Source organism: Clostridium sp. CS1-1 (assembly GCF_056135525.1).
This window is the reverse complement of sequence record NZ_CM148680.1, coordinates 1,527,100-1,548,951: the sequence shown is the minus strand read 5'-3', so window position 1 is coordinate 1,548,951 and position 21,852 is coordinate 1,527,100. Positions and strand designations below refer to the sequence as shown.

18 protein-coding genes and 1 pseudogene are annotated in these 21,852 nt (G+C 31.2%); 5 read left to right on the top strand and 14 right to left on the bottom strand.

Annotated features, from left to right (window positions below):
- Positions 1–271 precede the first annotated feature (271 nt).
- Genes AC0N0V_RS06930 through AC0N0V_RS06920 form a run of 3 tightly spaced genes read right to left on the bottom strand, consistent with a single transcriptional unit; the run spans position 272 to position 4,936 of the window.
- Positions 272–1,666 carry an MFS transporter gene (locus AC0N0V_RS06930; RefSeq protein ID WP_474462982.1) on the bottom strand — a complete coding sequence of 465 codons (1,395 nt, stop codon included), beginning with the start codon at positions 1,664–1,666 and terminating at the stop codon, positions 272–274.
- Positions 1,659–4,325, bottom strand: a complete 2,667-nt coding sequence (locus AC0N0V_RS06925) for a phosphoenolpyruvate synthase (RefSeq protein ID WP_474462980.1) — start codon at positions 4,323–4,325, stop codon at positions 1,659–1,661. Before AC0N0V_RS06925 ends, AC0N0V_RS06930 begins: the two co-directional genes overlap by 8 nt.
- Positions 4,326–4,336: 11 nt before the next feature.
- Positions 4,337–4,936: a TetR/AcrR family transcriptional regulator gene (locus tag AC0N0V_RS06920; protein WP_474462978.1), complete on the bottom strand. Its 600-nt coding sequence runs from the start codon at positions 4,934–4,936 to the stop codon at positions 4,337–4,339.
- Between the two features lie 260 nt (positions 4,937–5,196).
- Here AC0N0V_RS06920 and AC0N0V_RS06915 point away from each other — a divergent pair, with 260 nt between their 5' ends.
- Both AC0N0V_RS06915 and AC0N0V_RS06910 read left to right on the top strand, forming a co-directional pair.
- A complete protein-coding gene (locus AC0N0V_RS06915; RefSeq protein ID WP_474462976.1) occupies positions 5,197–6,477 on the top strand; it encodes a methyl-accepting chemotaxis protein in 1,281 nt (426 codons plus the stop codon).
- A gap of 328 nt (positions 6,478–6,805) precedes the next feature.
- A complete protein-coding gene (locus AC0N0V_RS06910) occupies positions 6,806–8,032 on the top strand; it encodes an IS256 family transposase (RefSeq protein ID WP_474464472.1) in 1,227 nt (408 codons plus the stop codon).
- Between the two features lie 281 nt (positions 8,033–8,313).
- Here the strand turns inward: AC0N0V_RS06910 and AC0N0V_RS06905 are convergent, their stop codons facing one another.
- From AC0N0V_RS06905 to AC0N0V_RS06895, 3 genes are all read right to left on the bottom strand, one after another.
- Entirely contained in the window at positions 8,314–9,060 is a 747-nt protein-coding gene (locus AC0N0V_RS06905; protein WP_474462974.1) for a MerR family transcriptional regulator, read from the bottom strand.
- A 224-nt stretch (positions 9,061–9,284) separates the two neighbouring features.
- Positions 9,285–10,526 (bottom strand): MFS transporter, encoded by a 1,242-nt coding sequence (locus AC0N0V_RS06900; RefSeq protein WP_474462973.1) that lies wholly within the window; start codon positions 10,524–10,526, stop codon positions 9,285–9,287.
- 357 nt (positions 10,527–10,883) lie between these two features.
- Entirely contained in the window at positions 10,884–11,492 is a 609-nt protein-coding gene (locus AC0N0V_RS06895) for a GyrI-like domain-containing protein (RefSeq protein WP_474462971.1), read from the bottom strand.
- Between the two features lie 168 nt (positions 11,493–11,660).
- Here AC0N0V_RS06895 and AC0N0V_RS06890 point away from each other — a divergent pair, with 168 nt between their 5' ends.
- On the top strand, positions 11,661–11,795 hold the full coding sequence (locus AC0N0V_RS06890) for a hypothetical protein (RefSeq protein ID WP_474462969.1): 135 nt from the start codon (positions 11,661–11,663) through the stop codon (positions 11,793–11,795).
- Between the two features lie 39 nt (positions 11,796–11,834).
- Here AC0N0V_RS06890 and AC0N0V_RS06885 read toward each other — a convergent pair whose 3' ends face one another.
- Together AC0N0V_RS06885 and AC0N0V_RS06880 are read right to left on the bottom strand one after the other, a co-directional pair.
- Positions 11,835–12,803, bottom strand: a complete 969-nt coding sequence (locus AC0N0V_RS06885; protein WP_474462967.1) for a DUF2087 domain-containing protein — start codon at positions 12,801–12,803, stop codon at positions 11,835–11,837.
- Between the two features lie 146 nt (positions 12,804–12,949).
- Positions 12,950–14,335: a methyl-accepting chemotaxis protein gene (locus AC0N0V_RS06880; RefSeq protein ID WP_474462965.1), complete on the bottom strand. Its 1,386-nt coding sequence runs from the start codon at positions 14,333–14,335 to the stop codon at positions 12,950–12,952.
- 368 nt (positions 14,336–14,703) lie between these two features.
- On the opposite strand from AC0N0V_RS06880, the gene rd reads away from it, so the two are divergent.
- On the top strand, positions 14,704–14,862 hold the full coding sequence (rd, locus tag AC0N0V_RS06875; RefSeq protein ID WP_474462963.1) for a rubredoxin: 159 nt from the start codon (positions 14,704–14,706) through the stop codon (positions 14,860–14,862).
- A gap of 57 nt (positions 14,863–14,919) precedes the next feature.
- Here rd and AC0N0V_RS06870 read toward each other — a convergent pair whose 3' ends face one another.
- The 3 genes from AC0N0V_RS06870 to AC0N0V_RS06860 all read right to left on the bottom strand — a co-directional run bounded on the left by AC0N0V_RS06870 (position 14,920) and on the right by AC0N0V_RS06860 (position 18,053).
- Positions 14,920–16,707 (bottom strand): putative bifunctional diguanylate cyclase/phosphodiesterase, encoded by a 1,788-nt coding sequence (locus AC0N0V_RS06870; RefSeq protein ID WP_474462962.1) that lies wholly within the window; start codon positions 16,705–16,707, stop codon positions 14,920–14,922.
- A gap of 219 nt (positions 16,708–16,926) precedes the next feature.
- Entirely contained in the window at positions 16,927–17,289 is a 363-nt protein-coding gene (locus tag AC0N0V_RS06865; RefSeq protein ID WP_474462960.1) for a DUF488 domain-containing protein, read from the bottom strand.
- Positions 17,289–18,053 (bottom strand): MerR family transcriptional regulator, encoded by a 765-nt coding sequence (locus AC0N0V_RS06860; RefSeq protein ID WP_474462958.1) that lies wholly within the window; start codon positions 18,051–18,053, stop codon positions 17,289–17,291. Before AC0N0V_RS06860 ends, AC0N0V_RS06865 begins: the two co-directional genes overlap by 1 nt.
- Positions 18,054–18,223: 170 nt before the next feature.
- Between AC0N0V_RS06860 and AC0N0V_RS06855 the strand changes: the two genes are divergently transcribed.
- Positions 18,224–19,162, top strand: a complete 939-nt coding sequence (locus tag AC0N0V_RS06855) for a tyrosine-type recombinase/integrase (RefSeq protein WP_474462956.1) — start codon at positions 18,224–18,226, stop codon at positions 19,160–19,162.
- A 154-nt stretch (positions 19,163–19,316) separates the two neighbouring features.
- Here the strand turns inward: AC0N0V_RS06855 and AC0N0V_RS06850 are convergent.
- The 3 genes and pseudogenes from AC0N0V_RS06850 to AC0N0V_RS06840 form a co-directional block, all read right to left on the bottom strand.
- A pseudogene (locus AC0N0V_RS06850) lies at positions 19,317–19,496 on the bottom strand (YebC/PmpR family DNA-binding transcriptional regulator); the annotation flags it as partial.
- Between the two features lie 353 nt (positions 19,497–19,849).
- Positions 19,850–20,452: a hypothetical protein gene (locus tag AC0N0V_RS06845; RefSeq protein ID WP_474462954.1), complete on the bottom strand. Its 603-nt coding sequence runs from the start codon at positions 20,450–20,452 to the stop codon at positions 19,850–19,852.
- Positions 20,453–20,703: 251 nt separating this feature from the next.
- On the bottom strand, positions 20,704–21,783 hold the full coding sequence (locus tag AC0N0V_RS06840; protein WP_474462953.1) for a hypothetical protein: 1,080 nt from the start codon (positions 21,781–21,783) through the stop codon (positions 20,704–20,706).
- Positions 21,784–21,852 lie beyond the last annotated feature (69 nt).

The following is a 21,852-nucleotide window of genomic DNA, read 5'->3' as shown; positions in this document are numbered from 1 at the left end:
TATATAGCTTGCCATAGATCACTTTAGTAAGATATACGTTTAATTCTTAATTTAATATTTAATATTTATATTCACTATTTGGGATAAAATTACCAATTTATGTTTTCGTAATACCATACTTTCGAAAATATTCAAACACCTTTTTAAATATTTTTCATTAACTTGTAAGTTCTTACAAACAAAAATTGTCCAATCCATCTCCATTTTTCGAAAGATGACGAGCACCTTACCTAGATTGGAGATGAGCCGAACAATTTCTGTTTCTATCTAGTTAACTTTTAGAAATATTTTTATTTATTTCTTCACTAACAGAACCTTTATACTGTGCACCTATGAGTAGTCCTAAAATTGTACACATAGATAAAAATACAAACACAGGCCAATACTTGTTACCAAATGAAAGTTTATCTCCTTTTATCATAGCAATAAGTCCTGTTAATATTGGAATTCCAATGGCGCCACCAAGATTTCTACTCAGCTGAACCAGTCCCCCAACTGTTGCTTGCTCATTTTGTGAAACAGCATTTTGAGCTGGTAATAAGAAGGTTGGAAGAAGTGTTCCTAGTCCAAAACCAATAAATGAGGCACTAACATATGTGAAAAATCCGAATAAACTTAACATACTCATTATACTTAACATTAATAGACCTGCAAAGGATATAAGCCACCCAGTACGAGCTAATACTTTGTAGCTATATTTCTTTATCAAAGCTCCACCTATTATTACCCCAACACCCATTCCCACCATAAGTGGTATAAGTATAATCCCATTGTAAAAGGATTTACTTTTAGAGGCTTCAATAGAGTATAAAGGTAGAATTGCTATAGCTCCATACATTATAACCCCGATTAGAAATGCACAACCATTAGCTAGACGAATATTTGTAATTCTTATTAATCTTGGTGGCATAACTGGATCTTTATGTCTTTTCTCTTGAAAAAATAATAATACAAATATTATTATAGATGCTGCAAAAATTGTCCAAGTAGCTGCATTTATAAGATTTTTACCTAACCTTGTGAAACCCTGAATTAAAAGTGAAACCGAGGTGCCTAATAGAAGTGCTCCAAGTATATCAAGTTCATAAAAAGGCTTTTTAAATATTGTTTTATTTAATTCAAATGATGCTATATATATTAGCCCCATAGATATTAACCCAATAGGAATAACCATATAAAATGCCCATTGCCATCCAGAGGCTTGTGCTATGAGTCCTGCAATAACAGGACCCACTGCATTAGATAAAAGTTGAGTAGCTGCATATATGCTCATGGCCTTTCCCCTCTCTTCTAAGGAAAATAGATTACCTATAAGAGCGATAGTTACAGGACCTAAGGCTCCTGCTCCTATGCCCTGTAATATTCTTGCACCAATCAAAAATTCTATAGAAGGAGATACTCCACATAGTAGCGAACCTACTAAAAAAACTACCATACCTATCATGTAAAACTTTTTATATCCATATGAATCAGATAACTTAGCAAAGAGAGGAATAGTAATAGTTGAGAATAATAAGTACCCACTAAATATCCATCCATACAAATGGCTTCCTCCTAAGCTACCTGTTATCTGCGGCGATATGGTAGCAATCACCGTTTGCATTAGAGTACTTGTTGCAGTGCCAAATAATATTCCGATAAAAGGTAATATTATTCTCTTATTCATTTTTATGCTCCTTTAGTATCTGTACATATCCCTCTGTTCCATTTATCTTAATATAATCTCCATTTTTAATAATTTCTGTTGCTCTATCAATTCCTACCACAGCTGGAAGACCATATTCTCTAGCAACAACAGCACCATGAGTCATCATTCCACCAACTTCCATAACTAATCCCTTTGCTGCACTAAATAGTGGAGTCCATCCTGGGTCAGTAAAAGGAGCAATCAAAATTTCTCCTGATTTTAAGTCAGCCTCTTCAGCCTTTAAAACTACTCTTGCATAACCCTCAACAATTCCCGCAGAAACAGGTGTTCCAAGTAATGCGCCTTCTGGTGCATTCGCATTCTCTTTCTTTCCTGTTATTATCTCTCCTTCACTTGTTATAACTCGTGGAGGCGTAAGTTTTTTATAATGCTTTATTTGACTTTTTCTTGAATCGATTATATTTTGGACATCTCCGGAAAAATCTTCATTTAATAGATTAAAAAGTTCCGGCAAAGATAGATAAAATACTTCTGATTGATGTCTTATAACACCTTTATTTACAAGTAGCTGACCTTCCTCTAAAACAGCTTTTCTATATATTTGTAGATGTTGTACCATAATATATTTAGGCGTCTCACGAAGCCCCATTACATTACGATATACCTTTAACAATCGTGACATTAACTTCGCTTTATAAAAGCCTCCTGATGTTTTACGAAGCTTTAAGATTATATCTTCTGCTGTTTTTTCGGCCTCCTCTAACCCAATTTTATATTTCTCACGATGCTCGCCTTTTCTTAAACTATTTACCTGGCTTAAGATCGCTGGTACAAGTAAAGTAGGGGCATCCTTCCATCTTGTATTGCTAATATCAATTTCTCCCGGGCATCTCATTCCATATTTATCAATAAATTCTATAAACAATTTTGTAAATATACCATCGCTATCTACTTTATATAGCCCTTCATAGAAGCTTTTATCTTCTGCACGTTTTAAATAATCTATGATTTCTATATTTTCTCTAGCTATGTCTGCTAAGTCTCCAATTTTCAAACCTAGTTCAGTGGTTACGTTGCCTGGCAATGATTTATTTAAAAGATGTATATTGCTGTCATTTCCCAACCACTTTTTAGTGAAGTGCTGAATCAATTTCATTGATACAATTCCTGAAAGAGGATAAGTTACGAGCTTTATAAATAAATCCAATACAAAATTGCCACAACTCTCTTGTATTCTTCTTATACGTTCTGCTCCTGTTGCTTTATTAATATATTCATCACATTCCTTAACTGAAGCCTTCATTATTTCATTAGATATATTAATTGCTTTATAAGGATTTCTAACAAACAAATTCTTTTGGATATTCTTAGCTATAGGTAATATATTTGATATTACTTTTCTTTTTGTGTTTGGATTCTCTTTTTGTTTAAAGTATGGTCGCCTAATAATTTCCTTTAAAGCACTTCCCATACGCTCATCAATTCCACTTAATACTTTGGGAAGAATTCTTTGAGCTTGCTTTATTTGAAGTAGCTTAGTTATGTCTACAAAAAGTCTTCCTCCAGCTTCCAGCATAAAACAGTTTTCGTTACGAATAGGACCTGATTTTCCAAAAGGCATAAATGTGCGCCAAATTGATCTTGCTAGTGGACTTAACACATCTGTCATCATCTGTTGATGACCAAGAGAGACAAATAAATGCAATTCATCATCATTAACTTTAGGAACAGGATACAAGGATGTAATAGGCCTGCTCTGAACAACATAAAATTTATTATCTGATAAACACCATTCAATATCCTGTTCTGAACCATAATGCTTTTCAATAAACTTCCCTATTTTTGAAAGTTCCATAATTTTTTCATCTTCTAAGGCTTGAATTTCTTGCTTTTCTTTTGGTAAATCCTCCGTAACTGTGCCTCCAGTGGCAATTGAATAAATAGCTATTTTCTTTGTAGCAATCTTCTTTTGAATGATTTCTCCCCTATTTACCTGATATAAATCTGCAGATACAATTCCTGATACAAGAGCTTCTCCTAGTCCAAAGCTTGCATCTATAGACACTGTATTACGATTTCCTGTTATAGGATCGGCTGTAAACATAATTCCTGAAACTTGTGGAAACACCATCTCCTGTACTACTACTGATAATAATACTGATTTATGATCAAATCCATTTTTTGATCGATACACAATGGCCCTATCTGTAAACAATGAAGCCCAGCACTGTTTAATTGATTTCAAAAGCTGTTCTTTGCCTTTAACATTTAAATAAGTTTCCTGCTGACCTGCAAAAGAAGCACTTGGTAAGTCTTCTGCTGTAGCACTAGATCGTACAGCATATGCCTTTTCTGTGCCTAGTTGTTCCCATGCCGTCAAAATGGAGGCCTGTATACTTTCTGGAATAGATATAGCTTCAAGGTGTCCTCTAATTTTTTGTCCTAATATACGAACTTCCTCTAAGTTTTCATATTCAATTTTCTCTAGTAAACTAAAAAACTTATTCATTCCATTGCTTGTCAAAATAAAATCACTATAAGCTGAGGTAGTTATGCAAAAACCTTGTGGTACTGGAAAGCCAGCCTTAGTCATTTCTCCCAGATTAGCACCTTTACCCCCAACCTTTGGTAATGAACTCTTGTCAATTTCATTAAAGTGTAATACATAATTGTTCATCTTTCATCCTCCTATTTATTCGCTTTTGCTCCATTTAAAAATAAATCTATTATTTCCAGTTTTTTTTCCCTTATAGCCATTTCAGCATTAAAAGCTATACATGAAATAAGTAGACTCAATATTAAAAATTGAAGATTTCTAGCCAATATTTCAACAGGTATATCTTTTCTTAACTCATTTTCATTTTGTCCATCTGTTATAACTTTGCAAATAATATCCTCTATACCACTTCTTTTTGTCTTATCTAATTGATCAATCACAAATAAATTTTGTAGCCTATATCTAAAATAGATTGCAGTTAATTCTGAGTTTTCATCAAAAATTTCGCTAATAAAATCTATAAGATTTAAAAGTTTATTTTTGATATCTTTTATACCATCCATATTGTTCCTTAGTTCTTCCTTATAATTCTCAATAACAACCTGAAAGTATGAAGCCAAGATTGATTCCTTATCTGGAAAATAATTATACAATGTTCCCTTTGCTACATCAGATTTTTCTGCAATCTCTTCCATGGATGTATCGCCAAAACCTTTATCTTTGAAAAGCCCAATAGTACAATCTATAATTTTTATTCTTGTTTCTTCCTTTTTACGTTCTCTTCTATTCATAAACTAATCACTACCTTTAAATATTTTTATACTCATTTTATTTTTGTACACCGTATAATATTATATTAAGTTCAATAATATATTTTGTCAATATATTATTTTTCACTTTAATTACTATAAATATAACTAGAAATTTTTCACTTGCCATTTTAGCTTAAAATAGTGTAAAGTGGTCATATATAGAATATGATACTTTTAATATCACTAAAATTTTCCCTTTTATTTAATAAAATAATTAGTCAAGGCAGGTGGATTATATTATGAATAAAATTAAAAATATCTCGATTCGTACTCGTATTATGCTTTTAGTTTTCTTTGCAATGTTTATTTCGAATATGTCTATAATGTTTACTCTATCCTATAACCTTTATCATAATCCTTTTCAAATAATAACTGGACAAGTTGTTGTTAAAGCCATAATATTTTTTATAGTCTTTGAAATACTTGCAGCTTCGCTATCTGAATACGTTCTCATAAAGCCATTAAAAAAGGGGATTATGCTTGCAGATTCAATTGCAAACAATAATCTTTCCGTTAACATTGAAACTTTTCAACATGGAGAAGCAGGCCAAATGATAAGTTCCCTACTAAAAGCAAAAGAAAATTTAAAAAACCTAATTTCAACAATACAAAAATCTTCTGGAAAGGTTACTCTGTCCTCAGAGGATTTGAATAATATAATTATTCAAGCTAATACCCAGGTAAGTGAAATTAATGAGGGAGTTAAGAGGCTTATATCTAGTTCCTATCAAAATGCAGAAAATATAAAGCAGACTTCAATTGCACTATCTGGTATCACTGATAACTCGCAGAGAACTGCAGAACTTGCTTCGAAGATTGCAGAATATACGAAACTAGTAAAAGATGCCGCAGAAGGTGGCAAAAATTCTGTTGATTCTATAGTTGGTGCTATAAATGATCTTGCTGAAAATTCAAAAAATGTAAGTACTGAAGTACTTGGGCTTGAAGAACAAAGTAATAGAATCACTGAAATTGTTAATATTATTTCTCAAATTTCAAGTCAGACAAACCTTCTTGCTTTAAATGCAGCTATTGAAGCAGCTAGGGCTGGAGAGGCTGGTAAAGGTTTTTCTGTAGTAGCTGAAGAAATAAGGAAACTTGCTGAAGACACAAATGCTTCTTTACAGGATATTGGTCATCTTATTAAAGATATGAATATGAAAACTGGAAATGTAGTATCTGCTGTTTCAGCAACAGAAGAAAAAGTAGAATTTGGTGTTGCTCAATCAAATGAAGTAAAATTAAGCATAAATAAAATCATCGATAGTATGGAAAATACCTTTGCTATGCTTACGGATATAACTGATGGTGTTACAACTCAGGCGGCTTCTCTTGAGGAAATGACTGCAACCATAGATGACATAAATATGACTATCGAATCTGGACTTAATGTTTCAAACGATATTAAGGAAAAGCTAAGTATACAAGAAACACTCTTTAATAAAATTGATAAAACTTCTGATGAATTGGTTGTTCTATCTGAAGATATGAATGAGCTTACAAATATGTTTAAATTATAGAATAATTTAAATACACAACTGCAGATAAGAAACACCGAAAGTTGACTTATCCAGAAGGATACATTGGTAGTTCGGAGTGTACATTTAAATACTTTTTTAATGATTCTTAGCGAAGGATTTTGTAAAAATCTTAGAACTTTAGATTGTCTGAGCGTCAGCGAGTTTTCTAAAGTTCTTAGGTTTTTATAAAATCCGAGCTTTAGAATCATAAAAATTGGGAGCATACATAGATTTGTGTAAATCAAATCTATGTATGCTTTTTTTATGTATGTATAGCTGGTATTTATGGGAATAATAACCACAATGATTTATGAAGGGAGAAAAAGAAATGAAACAATTACAAATACCAGATATAGATTTAAATAAAGAACTAAATAAATGTAAGAGTATGGAGGATTTAGTTGGAAAGAATGGGCTAATGCAACGGTTATTTGGCAACATAATTCAGCAATTCTTAGAGGCTGAGATGGAAGAACATCTCGGTAGAGAGAAGTATGAGAGAGAGAACAATGATAATAAGAACTACAGAAATGGCTATAGTAAGAAGAATATTAGAACCAGCTTCGGAGAAGTTGATGTAAGTGTGCCAAGAGACCGAAAATCAGAATTTGAGCCTAGGATTGTGAAGAAATATGAAACAGTTTGTAATGAGCTTGATAAAAAGGTTATAGGTCTATATGCAAGAGGCATGTCTGTGGACGATATTAAATCAGAAATTGATGAACTTTATGGAGTTGATATATCTCCTACGATGATTTCAAAAATAACAGATAAGGTTATCGAAACGGCTATCGCCTGGCAAAATAGGTCGTTAGACCTTGTATACCCTATAGTTTATATGGATGCTATTCATTTTAAGGTTAAAGAAGAACATAGGATTGTAAGTAAGGCTGCATACATTTGTATGGCTTTAGATACTAAGGGTTATAAGGATATACTTGGTATTTGGATTGGAGAACAGGAAGGAGCTAAGTTCTGGTTATCAGTTTGTAACGACCTTAAAAATAGAGGGGTAAGGGATATACTAATTGCCTGTATGGATGGTCTTAAAGGTTTGCCTGATGCTATAAAAGCTGTGTTCCCTAATGTAAGTATACAAAACTGCATAATACACCAGATTAGAAATTCTATAAGATATGTAGCTTCAAAGGACAGTAAGGCTTTTATGAAGGATTTAAAATCTGTATATCAAGCAACAAGTGAGCAAATAGCTCTAAATTCCCTTCAAACTTTGGAAGACACTTGGGGAGAAAAGTATTCAATAGTTATACAGTCTTGGAAGAATAACTGGGAGAACTTATCTACATATTTTGCTTTTCCACCAGAGATTAGAAGAATAATATATACTACAAATGCTTTAGAGGGATTCAACAGGCAGCTAAGAAAATTTACTAAGATTAGAACATCATTCCCTACGGATGATTCATTGATGAAAGCTCTATATTTAGCTACAGAGCAGATTATGAGAAAATGGACTTCGCCGAGTCAGAACTGGTTCTTAACATTAGCTCAACTTAGTATAATGTTTGAAGATAGGCTTGAACAATATATCTAAAAAGCTACGCTTGTACTTTTTTGAATAAAAGAGAATAATAATGAAAAAATTACAAACAATACTAACAGATAAAAGCTATACTACGACATTATCTAGTATTACCACAAAAAGTAAAAATTACTACAGGAATTTTTTCCTATAGTAATTTCCAATTAAGTTAGACCTCATCTATATAATTTTACACAAACCTATGAACGTTCTCTAAAAATTATTTATAGTACCGAAGAACTGCTAATATATCCTGGCGGATAGGTCTAGCTTTTGAGTAACTTATCTATAAGCTATTTACCATCAGCATACATTTCTACTGCAATACAAAGATAATAACTAAATCCTATTTGTTGACTTTCAAGCATATTTCTATGAAAATCATCTTCTAAAAAGAATCTTGTCTGCGTTGCAAATGTTTTTGCATTTATCTCTGTACCATGGTCATTCAAAAATGTAATATGATTTTCTATCATTTTTTGCAATCTCTCATCGCTTGGTTTCCATCCATCCTTCAAAGCCTCTACTACACTTCCCATAAAGTTCTGAGCCTCTGCTGCCTTTTCGTTCATTTCATTTACTTCAAAATCATTTTCTTTTATCATATCATAACCATATTTATCTTTGAGATGTTCATTTTGCTCAGTAAGAGCATCCTCCCATTCTTCTTTGTTAAATCCTTGAAACATTTCTGATTTATTCATAATTTCTCCTTTCTTAGTGAGAACAATCGACTCATTAATATTCTTTAACAAACGTTCCAATCTCTGCTTGCGCGCAAAAAGCAGTTCCTGTTGTTTTGTTAAACAACTCAATCGACTCGGTTCATCCTCAAGTGCTATTTTGATATCTTTCAGTGAAAAATCAAGCTCACGATAAAACAATATCTGCTGTAATCTCTCCAATTCCTTTACTCCGTAAAGACGATAACCTCCCTCACTAATCTCACAAGGTTCAAGTAACTCTATCTTATGATAGTGGTGGAGTGTCTTTATTGTAACCCCTGTTAGTTTTGCAATTTCTTTAACTGTATATAGCATAATTTCTCACCTCGTTAATAATCATAATGCCTTACCTAAGGTAAGAGTCAATTATTATTTTTAATTTTTTCTATCATAAAATACCATATGATATAAGTCATTTATTCTCTATAAATATAATTACTGATAAAAACTAAAAATGCCATCGAATTAATCTGAATCGATGGCATTTTCTTATTAATGTTCCCAACTATGAAGTACATTTTTATTCTAAAGAGCCTACATTATTCTCCTTCAACAATCAATTTGTCTTCTTCATTAGAATTATCTATGTTAAATAGTTGTGCTGTTAGAATCATACCTAGAAGAAATAGTATACCGGATGCTACATACATTGTTACTAACGAAAATTGAATCTTTAACCACCCTGACAAACTCATCGTGATTACCATTGCCCCCATAAAAAGTGGGTTTAGGACTCCATTTACTCTTCCCACAAATTCTTCTTCTGTAAGTTGAAGAATCAAAGTGTTGATTCCAATGTGAATACAAGGCATAAATAATCCGTTTAAAAACTGGAATGCAAGAGTAATTATCCAATTAGTAGATATTCCAATGCCTACAATTGCTACTGCATTGACAAATAGTCCAAGCGCAAGAAGTTTTTGTGGACTAATCTTTTTCGAAAGGGCAAGTAGTACACCACCACCTATAAGCATCGCCGCACCATTTGTTGCAAGTAACCATTGTAAGCTTTCCTTTGGCAAGCCCAATCTTTCTACAACAATAAAAATTCCAAGCGGTTGAATAATCCCCACTGCTAGGCCAGCTACAGCAAAAACCCCTCCAAGTATAGTAAGTACTTTTCTTTCCCAAACATATCGGAAACCATCACTTAATTCCTTCCAAAAATTTGCCTCTATTTGTTTATTTTCCTCTTTCTCATCAGGTGGAAGAAACGTCAGTACAGCTGCAGACAATAGAAATGCTACCCCCATTACCCCAATTGCAATATTAATACCAAACCTTTGATACACAAATGTACCCATCATTGGTCCTATAATCATGAAAATTGCCATTAATGTTTGGAACATTGCCATCCCCATCTGAAGTTTTTCAATAGGTATGTGAATTTTAAATAGCTTCATAGCAGATGGTTGAGAAAATTGTGAGAGGATAGCTGAAATAAATGTTACGAAAAATACAGCTTGCCAAGTGCTAAAAATTATTGTAAGCAGTACTACTAGCACTGAAATAGCACTTAATAAATCACACCAAACCATTGTACGCTTTGGACGCCAACGATCTGCGTAGGTTCCACCTATAAAAGAAAAAATAAATATTGGTGCAAATTCTGCAACAGAAATCATTGAAACAGCAAATGGATCATTCTGTGTTTTCTCCATCACAAACAATAGAATAGCAAAATTACGAACCCATATTCCTATTTGTAATAAAATACCTGAAAGCATAATAACCTGAATAAAACGATTTCGAAAGAAACTTGCAGGTGCTGAACTTTGCATCTCATCACTCCTTAAAATTAATACGTGAATTAAAATCTTTCTTATTTTTTATAGTACTTATTGTTTAATATAGTTGAAAACTATAAATGAAAAATACATTTCATTATACTTTAGCATATCAAATATTGTCAACAATATATTCTAAATAAAAAACACCTATTGAAATAGATGTTTCCTTGCTTGTTGAAGTATTTTATATACTTGTAGTTCTTTGTTTTAATAATAAGATATTAAATTTTTCTGTCAATAAATCATTATTTCTTAGTGCATGGTATTTTTATTGTTTATTAGCTAGTTTTGCAATAAACAGTAACATATTATCTTTGTATACCCCACCATGATAACATGTTACTGTTTCTATTTAATAATTGGCTGCCTTATTATGGTTTTCAGCTTTTCAGGTCTAGTTTTTCTTGCGTCACTTAAATATATTTCATGGTGCTTTCCATTTAACTTGTATCCTTGACTTGAAATATAATTGTGCATTTCCGAAATAATAGCTTCTTCATCATCATAGCTACCAATGTGTAGTGTTTGGACAGCACATTCTTCTTCATATTCCTCAAAAAATACTTCAGATATTTTAGAATTGTCCTTCTTCTTTTTTACTGTTTCTACCGCTTCTCTAAATATGCCCTCTGTAACAAATGACGGCATCATTATAAGCATGGTCCAACTCCATTTTTCCTTTTCTCTATTTTGAAATACGTTATGATCATCGGCATACCATAACCCTTCTAAAGGCATAACTACAAAATCAAGTTCTCTTTTCTTACATATAAATTTGATCGCATAGGCTATTGAGTACAAGGCTTCTATAGAACTGCTATATGTTGGATCTGTATTTGGATTTCCACTGCCATGTATTTTAAGATAATTTAGTTTGGGTACTTCAATTATATTAAAGACATTCTTTTTCCCAGAATATAGTGACCTTAACTCTTTTTTATAGTCAATTTTATCCACTTATTTACCACCTCAATATTTAATGTTACTTTATATTTGCTTTTTTAAAAATATCAATATGACATAATTCTCATGTTAATTATACCAATATAAACTATTATTTCAAGTTCTTGCAACCTAATTTATTATAATTAACAATACTACATACTATTTTACGCAGCTTGTTTAATGTTATCTACCACTATTGGAATTGGTATAAGCTTTGCATTAAATCACATAATAGCTTATGGCATATTTGGAGCAGCTGCAGGTATAGGGTTAGGTCTCTTATCACATGGAATTTTAGCATTAAAAGAAAAATAGAATTTTGATAAATAAAGCGGTTGGTGTTATCCAATCGCTTTATTTATACAATTTTAAACCCTCCCCCTGACTATCAACCCACATCTGTAAAAGTTCTTTTAAATCCTCCATTTTTTCCTTTTCTGTAGCACCTTCAATTGGCTTAAGTTTATCTACTACTTCAAATGTAAATGCATCTTGTCCGTAAGTGTTCCAATCCTCTTGTAATTTTTTCACTTTAAATCTTCCAGCACTTAATTTAAATTTTGTTCCTTCAAAAGGCTTATATAAATTACTGCATATATCAACAAAAGAATATCCTGTAACTTTGTTATGTATTTTAACTATCCCCATTTCTACTTCTTTCTGCTTATATTCATTAATAAGTTCTTTTTTATTTATCTTATCCATTATATTCTCCTTACAATTCCTATAATATTTACTTCCATCCCTAGTTCTATTTAAATATCCATAATCCACTAAATAGCGACGTATAGTTGCATCATCTTCATAAATAGCTTTAATAAGATTTTTCACTTCCAGTTCTGTATATTCTTTATTTGGCTCAAACAAGGAAGCAAATCTCGGTAATAATTCTTTTCTTTTTCCTTCTCTAACAGGAAAGACTCTAAGCTTAGGCGGTGTTAATGTTGGTGTTTTTTCTTCTGCTAATTCCATAACTGCTAAGAAAGCTCTCGCTTGCCTAGCTCTTTCTCTTAAAGAAAATCTCATGTTTCTTACTGTGGATTCTGTACAACCAAGCTTAGCAGCAATTTCTTTATCAGTATACCTGTTTGATGTCATTGTCAAAAATTCTTTTTGAATTTCAGTTAATCCAGTATGCTTCTTGTTTAATAAAAGTAGTCTCTCAATAGAACTGCCATGTTTTACAATGTGAGTATTTACACTTTCATTATTATCACCAATTCTTTCACCACATGAAATACAAACAAACTGAGCTTCTTTACTATTCCATATATAGCCCCTTTTAAAATCTTCTATAGTTGCGTTACGAATTAATTCCTCCATATTCTCCTCCCGTCTATTAATTTCATAGATATAATAACATTATCGCTTATTGTTGTCAATTAAATAAAAGGACCACTCAAAAACAAGTTTTTGAATGATCCTTTTATTCAAATTTTTATTTACTATAAAACTCAACAGAATTGGCACTACTTACTTAGTTCATCTTTTAATTCATCGAGAAGTTGTATTAATATTTTAGAGCATTTGTCCATCTTAACAAGAAGATGTTCCACCTCACTCATATCTCCCTTCTCATAAGCAGAAACTGCTTGTTCCACTATTTCATGAAGTTCAATATGAGGTTCTTCTATGTCTTTAAAACTCTTATACATTTTTAACTTTTCACCACTAGTCCCATAATACCACTTTCCTAAACTACAGTTCTTATAATCCTCTTCTAGATCTAAGTTGATTTTTTCATATCCAAGTAACATATTGTAAGCACGCCACCTCCACAATAGATGATCTGCTCTATAAACATCAATTTTATCTATATCACTTAAACAAGATTCATCTCCTAAAGACTTCCTTCTTATTAAATCAATTTTCTTGCTTATTTCAAAAATAGAATTTCCTGTATCAATACAAATATTTGAAATGTTATCTGCTTCTGCAGTCAATTTATTTATTCCGTTTGTAAAGGTCTCTGTTACTGCTGTTTGCTCTTCGGTATTAGCAGCAACAATCATCACAGAATCTGTAACTGCATAAATTGAATTACTTATAGTGTTAATTGAATTTAATGCACTGTCCACAAGTTTTTTTCCAGAACTTAATTGTGCTGATGTTTCTCCTATTTTATGTACTGAGGAATCTATGTCTCTTTGCAGTTCTCCAACATTATTTTGAATATCTGAGACAGATCTTTTTGTATGCTCAGCTAGTTTTCTTACCTCATCAGCTACTACTGCAAAACCTTTTCCATGCTCTCCTGCCCTAGCAGCTTCAATAGCTGCATTAAGTGCTAATAAATTAGTTTGTTCAGCTATTCCTTTAACTATATCAGTTATCTGATTTATTATTTGTGTCTTTTCTTTGACTCTGTGCATTTGCTCATTTATTTGGTTAATATCATTAAATGATTTTATAACGAATTCCATTGAATTAGATATAACTTTTACACCCTCGTCAGATGTTTGTTGCGCTTGATTTGATTCTTCGGCCACCTTTTGTGCAATTCTAGCTACATCATTAATTGATCCTGCCAATTCTTCACTACTTGTAGCCATCGTGTGAAGGGCTTCAGTTTGCTTATTTGCACTATCTATCATTTCCTTTATAGAATCTAATCTTGTAACGCTTTCTAATAAATTATTGATATCTACTGTTGTTCTATTCTTATTTTCATGAAATTTTCCCACTATTTTGTTCCATAGCCTTACGAGTTCTGCATCGTCTAACTCATTTTCACTTATATTAGGAAAATTATTCTCTAGTGCGTTAGTCATTATTTTCATTAAATTTTCTTTTAATTCATAATTAACGTCCTTCTTTTCTTCTGATATTTTTTTTCGCTTAAATGTCCATTCCATTAATAATCAGCTCCCTTTTTATCTATATTTTACCTTTTATTGCGTTATGAGTATGTGCCCCAAATCACATATTAGCGTTTACCCGACTTTATAAATTCTTTTTGTCCAAATGGTAAAATATTCCTGAATTTCTATTACTATCAGTTCATTCCATATATTTCACAATAATTCTCATTATACAATTAAATCTTATTATTTTCTGTAACATAAGTTACCGACAAAGTAACCCAACATTGATAAAATTATCCTAAGATAGCAGGCAACTATGTAGATATATTTAAGATACTACCTGTTACAGTATTTCATTAAAATGTAAATCAATATTCATATTTAATAGTACTAAACTAAAATATCAAGGAGGAAATATTATGGAAAAGTATGTATGTATAGTTTGTGGATATGTTTATGATCCAGAACAAGGAGATCCAGATAACGGAGTGAATCCTGGAACCTCTTTTGAGGATATATCTGATAGTTGGGCATGTCCTTTATGCGGTGTAGGTAAAGACCAATTTGAACAAGCATAGATTTTCGTAAATAATATAAAGAGATATCTCTTATGACTGAGATATCTCTTTATATTGTTATGCTGATGTTTTTCTTACCAAATTTACAAATTCCTCCGCTGGTATAGGTTTACTAAACAAAAAACCCTGTGCTATATTACATTTTTGTTTTCTTAGAAAATTAAGCTGACTTGTAGTTTCTACTCCTTCAGCAATCACTGTTAAATCCAATCTTTTTGCTAAACTAATCATAGTTTTTGTAATAAACTCTTCATCAGAATCCTTTGTGAGATTATCTAAAAATATTTTATCTATTTTAAGAGAGTCTATTGGAAGCTGGTTTAAATAATTGTAAGACGAGTAGCCAGTTCCAAAATCATCTAAGGAAATATATACTCCTAGCTCCTTAAGTTGCTTAATTCTTTTTACTGCACAATCAAAACATTTTACTGCAAGACTTTCTGTTATTTCAAGTTCTAACCACTCCGGACTTAACCCTGTTTTAGATAATACTCTTTTTACAGTTTGAACTAAGCCTTGATGTTCAAATTGCACTATTGAAAGATTAACTGCTATTCTCATAGGTTTATAACCAAGGTCTTGCCAAGCTTTATTTTGTCTGCAAGCTTCCTTTAAAACCCACTCCCCCATTGGAATTATAAGCCCAGTTTCCTCAGCAAGTGGTATAAATTCTAATGGTGGTACAAGTCCTTTAGTAGGATGCTGCCACCTAACTAGTGCTTCCATTCCCACAACTTCATTAGTATTAATATCTATCTGAGGTTGATAATGTACCATGAATTCATTGTTTTTCACTGCATTTTTCAATTCATTAATCATTTTAAGCTTTTCTGTTGCTTCAACATTCATCTCATCATTATATAGCTTACAAGTGTTTTTACCTATACTTTTTGCACTATACATGGCAACATCCGCATTTTTTATTAAAGCTTCTGCAGTACTGCCATCTTCCGGATAAACTGCTACCCCTACACTTGCTGGTATGTAAAATTCTCTATCTTTAATATGTACTGGCTTATTAAGCATCTCTATAATATTTTTAATTTTTTTTAATACGACTTTTGTACTTTCTACATTAGGCATTACTATAATAAATTCATCTCCCCCAAAACGCCCTGCAAAATCGCTGTCTCCTGAGTTGCTCTGAATTATTTTACCTGCTTTTTTTAGTACTAAATCACCAGCATCATGACCCATTGTATCGTTAATTAACTTAAAGTTATCCAAGTCTATAAATGCAACCGCTAGTTTGTTACCTGAGTTTTTAGCTTCTACAAGCATCTCTTCTAAAGTCTCATTTATCATCACTCTATTTGCCAAACCTGTTAATAAATCATAGTGAGCCATCTTGTGTATCAATTGGTGAGCCTCATCACACTCCCTCATGCTAGGTATGATTATAATATTTTCAACAATACGCCCGTCCTTATCTTTAATTCTATTAATCTTAGTATCGAAGCATGAGTGAGTATCACCGCTAGTTGCTGAATTATTATGATTATGACAAACTCCTGTTTCGTTAACTCCCTCATGCTTACAGTAATGGGCATTACTTTGTATTTTGTTATTAATTACACTTAATACCTCTTCAGATGTCATATCGGATAACTGCTTCCCCTCATTTTCTAAAACCTTTTCTATCATTGGGTTAGCATAAGTAATGTTGCCTGAAGCATCTGTAATTATTAAGCCATCTTCTATATTTGAAAAAACAGCCTCCATCTTTTTTCTTTCATTACTTAGCTGTATATTAAGCTTTGAGATACTATTTATTTTTCTTTTATGTATAAAATGCATAATAAGGATAATTAGTATCCAGAATATAATTATTTTATTTATCTCCATGTTATCTCCCCTTACATAATAATATCTACAAGGTAACTAAAAACCGTAACTAATATGGTCATTTTATTACTTTATAAAGTTTTTTGTCGTTATACAATTATTATTTTATTCCTTAAATAGAATTTTGTATGTGATTTAAATCAAATTGATATTAATGCCTACTTTGTTAAATAGTACGCATATAGAAAAAGGAAGCCAGTGTATCTGACTTCCCTTTTATCAATTTCTACTTTGTATAATCCAACTAAGTAAGATTATAGCGTGATTATAGGTAATATCTCTCGCTCCATAAAGCAAAGTTATATCTTCTTCTTTGGACATCTTTTTTAATAAATTGACCTTATCCATATGCACAGGATCAGTAGAAAGTTCTTGTTCGTATAGATTTTTAAATTCTTCATGTTTCTCAGGTATATGACCATACCATTTACGCACCTCAGTACTTGGTGCTATATCTTTTAACCACATATCTACCTTTGCTTTTTCTTTTGATATTCCCCGTGGCCATAAGCGATCTACTAATATTCGCTTACCATCTTCTTTTGAAGGAGATTCGTATATTCGTTTAATCTTTATTGACATTACTCTTTCATACCTGTATAGATAAAAATCGCATCTCTTAAGAAGGCTGCTGTTCCTGGCTGCTCTTTATCATAATAAGCTGTAAATCTCTCATCATCAACATACATCTGAGCAAGCCCAGCGTGTGCTTCCTTAGTATAGTCACTCCAATAATAAGTGAGCCATTGCTTATGCAAATCTGCTGCTTTTTGAGCTATCTCACTTGATGGGTCACCATTTTTAAATGCTTCAGCTAGAGTGCTTATAACTTGTTCAGTCAGTTTTGTCACTTCCTTATATTGTTCCTCTGTCATGTTCATTAAATTTGCATTTGATTTTTCAACTACATCATTTCCATATTTATCTCGTATTTCTTCACCATACTTTTTCTCATTATCATCAATCATTTTTTGTTTAAATCCTTTAAACTTTTCTTTATTACTCATGTTAATTCTCCCTTCAGTTAACGCTATTGTTTTATCTACATTATTAATTAATAAATCTAATTGTTCTCTTTTCTCAATAAGCTTTTCTCGATGCTCTTTAAGTGCTTTTGATCTATCAAAGGAAGGTGAAGTAACTATATCCTTTATATTATCTAAACTCACACCTAATTCCCTGTAAAACAGTATTTGTTGTAATCTGTCAACTTCCGCTTCACCATAAATTCGATATCCCGATGAATTAATTCTTGCCGGCTTAAGAATTCCTATTTCATCATAATACCTAAGCGTTCTAGTGCTTACACCTGCTAAACTACTTAACTTTTGCACTGTGTATTCCATGTTTTCACCTCCTTACAAGATTAATTTACACCTTCACGCAACGTTAATGTCAATAACCTTTTTAAAATATTTTAAGGAAATCAAGTCTTTTAAGCCATCTACAAAAAAACAATAAACGTTAACTTCTTTAATAAAAATATATAGTTAAAGACTATTAGGAGAATATTAAAATGGTTAGAAAACACTTGATAAAAATTAATAATTCAAAAGATATATTGTTCAAAGAGTTACATTCTATGTATATAAAAAGATGTACTGTAAACAATATAAGTCCACACACAATTACAAATTATAATAGTGTCTATAAAGCCTTCAATCTGTTTATAGATTTAGAAAACTTAAAATGCAAACAAATTAATGGAAATCTTATTGACGATTTTAAATTATTTCTAAGAAACAAGGATATAACTGATACTACAATTCATTCTTATATAAAGTGGTTAAGAGTCATTATCAAATATGGTATATCTTTGGGATATATACAATCATTCACAATACCTGATTATAAAACTACAGAGAAAATAAAAGTTATATATACTGAGGAAGAACTTAAATTATTATTGAAAAAACCGCCTAGGAAAAGTTTTGGAGTATACCGCACTTGGGTAATGATCAATACTTTATTAGCTACGGGCTTAAGGTCTCTTGAACTATTGAGTCTTAGAGTGCAAGACGTGGACTTTGAGAATGATTTATTACTTGTATCTAGAACTAAAAATAAACATCAACGTTATGTACCAATAGCTTCTATGCTTCATAACATCCTTGGTGAATATCTTAATATTAGAGGTGGTCAAGGTAAAGATTATCTATTTCCAAATTCTTATGGTGAACAATTACCTTCTTCTACCCTAAGAATAAATATAATTAATTATCATAGATCCAGAGGAATAATGAAAACATCCATTCATTTATATCGTCATACCTTTGCTACGATGTATTTAAAGAATGGCGGAGATATACACACACTTGCAAAATTGCTTGGTCATACTTCACTTAAACAGGTGCAAACATACTTATCTTTAACTAATGATGACATAAAGGAAAACTTTAATAGTATAAATCCATTAGATAGGCTATCTAAGAAACATAATATTAAATTAAAATAGTATAAGGGAGCTTTTAGCAAACCTCCCTTTTCTAAAATATTGTACTACTTACTAATAACAGTATCAATAATATTTAAAATTCGTTTATATTATAGATATTAATTACATTTCCTCAGTACACCTCATTGATATCTTTAATCTATTCCCCTTAATTTTAGCGCATAAAAAAGAAGGCAACTTTACTTACCTTCTTTAAATATTTTAAATAATAAATATTATGACAAACGTCCTGAACGTCATCATCATCTTCAAGCTTATCTATAAGCTTTTGAACTTTCACTGCTGTTTCCATATCTACAGGAGCCATAGTATTTGGTATCATTGTTACTTCAGCTTATAAGAACTCAATTTTTATTAGATATACGTTTTCCCTATTTATATTGATATATACCATAACAAAATTCAAACATTTTCCATAATCTAATGATAGTATATCATTACAAATTTACTAAAATCAAGCTCTAGGTTACGATGTACGCCACAGTTTTTGCAATTAAAGGTACTAGTAGATATAAACTTTTATATCTTTATAAATTTACTGTTTTAATAATTCTAGCTCATATAAAAAAGTAAGATTTCCCCTGCTCAAAACATAATAAAACTTAAATTTTATCACTTTTGATACAATCAACAAAATTAAGTAAATTGAGGTGTCAAATATGCAAAAAGAGATTATATAAGCTCTTTTTAACTGTTGTATTTTATTATAGCAGTAATGAGATTTAAGATAGTAGTCGCAGTATTTAATCCTTTGGTTCCTAACCACTCCATAGTAGGTTTTAATTCAAACCATTTTTTGTTTTTAGTTTCGCATGACTCATGAATGTCTTCGATTTCTTTAATTTTTTCTAATACTTCTTTTATCTCTGTCTCGGAAAGATTTTCATCAGATTCTACTTTTGCTTTAGCTTCATCAAATACTAACCTTATTTCTGCCTCTATATTTGTTGTATTTGTATTAGTATTTGAGTTCTGATTATTATTATGAATATTGATAACTCCATTTCCATCTAGTGAATTTTTAATATCTTTAGTAGATTTACATCCTGCTGCAAGGAATATTTCTAGTTTACCCTTTAATTTTTCTATATCACCTAAAAAATCCACTTGTCTATCACTATACCAACCAGCTGCACTATAGTTATCTAATTCATTCTTTATACCTGCTATATAATCTCCAAAGGTACTAATAATAATATCCTGAAATTTTTTAGCTTCTTTAACATCCAGAGCTTCAAGAATTTCATTACATCTTTTTATATATCCCACTGTTAGCTCTTCTAATCCCATTAGTTTCACTCCTTTCAACATATTATCTTCTATATTAAAAAGAGGATTCCTGCATTGTCGAAAAACTTAGATATGAATATACAAGAAATATAAGCTTTCCATTTACTTTACTTATAAACTTATTATTATATATTCATTCTATCTAGGTTTATTTTTGTTAACAAGTTCCTTCATTTGTTCAACTGAAAAAATGCTATCCTTCCTTTCTATTTTATAAATTTGAATAAAGAATTGAAGAAATACTAAATAGTTTACCTGTTTACTCTAAAGACTAACGCCCTACTCCCCTTTGAGTATGTAAAAAGACTTACAGATGCTTTTGTATAGTTTCCTCTTTTAAAATGTAGTTTCGCTGAGATATCCCCCTGACCATTTAAATTTATATATGGACATTTAAATAAATAAACTATAAATCTCGTCCATTCATCTATCTCACTATCATCTACATCAAGCATTAAATCTAAGCTAATTTTATTGGTTGCTATGCTATTTAAACACTTCCTTAACTTATCACTTTCTATAAGTTTTTCAATATATTCAATAATCTTATTGTATAATTCTATTCTTTTATTGGACCCAAGGCTATTTAAGTTAACCTTATATATTTCATCAGTACCATATCCACTATTTCTCCCTATATTTTTAACCAAACTGTACATATCATTTGATTCATCGCCAAAAAAGTAGTTAAAGTTTCTTCCATTTACACTACTGATTGGTATATATCCAACCTCCTTTAATTCCAGATAGTTAACCAAATCCTCCACAAATGCCCTACTAATATCATCTAGAGCAGCATTACTAGATTGCTTCTTTAAAATTCCATGTATATCTTTCCACGAAATATGATGCAAATAATGAAAGCTATTTCTTAATTTTTCGATATAATCGTTTTTCGAATAAATTTTTGAATACCAATCAATAGTCTCTTCTTTAGTTACAGCTAGGTAATCTACTTTCTTTTTTCCAGCCTGTTTAATTCCTCCCTCCAACTCTCTTAATATTTGTGGTTCCCTTTCATTTGTCCCCTTATCAAAATCTGATAGATATTTAACTTCAACCACGATATACCTATCTTGCGTTTCAATTACCAAGTCAGGTTCGGTATTGTTCTCGTACCTCTCCCAAAATAGAAACCTCCCTTTACAATCCAATTTATCAATTTTTGATTTCAATAATATATCATTTAATACCCTTATATCGACATTTTTAAGTACTCCAAATATATTACTAGTTAACACATCTTCCATCCTTGTTATATCTCTAGTTCTTAATTCGTCATCTTCAAAATTAACAAAATCAAGTTTATGTCTTATTTCAGCGATAATCATCTTTAACACTCCAAACTTCAAAAATTAACAATTTGATACAAATACTACGTTATTGTAAATTACTCCAAC

Excerpts from the sequence above, each read along its gene's own strand:
- AC0N0V_RS06930 (WP_474462982.1), bottom strand. The coding sequence starts at position 1,666 with ATGAATAAGAGAATAATATTACCTTTTATCGGAATATTATTTGGCACT.
- AC0N0V_RS06925 (WP_474462980.1), bottom strand. The coding sequence starts at position 4,325 with ATGAACAATTATGTATTACACTTTAATGAAATTGACAAGAGTTCATTA.
- AC0N0V_RS06920 (WP_474462978.1), bottom strand. The coding sequence starts at position 4,936 with ATGAATAGAAGAGAACGTAAAAAGGAAGAAACAAGAATAAAAATTATA.
- AC0N0V_RS06915 (WP_474462976.1), top strand. The coding sequence starts at position 5,197 with ATGAATAAAATTAAAAATATCTCGATTCGTACTCGTATTATGCTTTTA.
- AC0N0V_RS06910 (WP_474464472.1), top strand. The coding sequence starts at position 6,806 with ATGAAACAATTACAAATACCAGATATAGATTTAAATAAAGAACTAAAT.
- AC0N0V_RS06905 (WP_474462974.1), bottom strand. The coding sequence starts at position 9,060 with ATGCTATATACAGTTAAAGAAATTGCAAAACTAACAGGGGTTACAATA.
- AC0N0V_RS06900 (WP_474462973.1), bottom strand. The coding sequence starts at position 10,526 with ATGCAAAGTTCAGCACCTGCAAGTTTCTTTCGAAATCGTTTTATTCAG.
- AC0N0V_RS06890 (WP_474462969.1), top strand. The coding sequence starts at position 11,661 with ATGTTATCTACCACTATTGGAATTGGTATAAGCTTTGCATTAAATCAC.
- AC0N0V_RS06885 (WP_474462967.1), bottom strand. The coding sequence starts at position 12,803 with ATGGAGGAATTAATTCGTAACGCAACTATAGAAGATTTTAAAAGGGGC.
- AC0N0V_RS06880 (WP_474462965.1), bottom strand. The coding sequence starts at position 14,335 with ATGGAATGGACATTTAAGCGAAAAAAAATATCAGAAGAAAAGAAGGAC.
- rd (WP_474462963.1), top strand. The coding sequence starts at position 14,704 with ATGGAAAAGTATGTATGTATAGTTTGTGGATATGTTTATGATCCAGAA.
- AC0N0V_RS06870 (WP_474462962.1), bottom strand. The coding sequence starts at position 16,707 with ATGGAGATAAATAAAATAATTATATTCTGGATACTAATTATCCTTATT.
- AC0N0V_RS06865 (WP_474462960.1), bottom strand. The coding sequence starts at position 17,289 with ATGTCAATAAAGATTAAACGAATATACGAATCTCCTTCAAAAGAAGAT.
- AC0N0V_RS06860 (WP_474462958.1), bottom strand. The coding sequence starts at position 18,053 with ATGGAATACACAGTGCAAAAGTTAAGTAGTTTAGCAGGTGTAAGCACT.
- AC0N0V_RS06855 (WP_474462956.1), top strand. The coding sequence starts at position 18,224 with ATGGTTAGAAAACACTTGATAAAAATTAATAATTCAAAAGATATATTG.
- AC0N0V_RS06845 (WP_474462954.1), bottom strand. The coding sequence starts at position 20,452 with ATGGGATTAGAAGAGCTAACAGTGGGATATATAAAAAGATGTAATGAA.
- AC0N0V_RS06840 (WP_474462953.1), bottom strand. The coding sequence starts at position 21,783 with ATGATTATCGCTGAAATAAGACATAAACTTGATTTTGTTAATTTTGAA.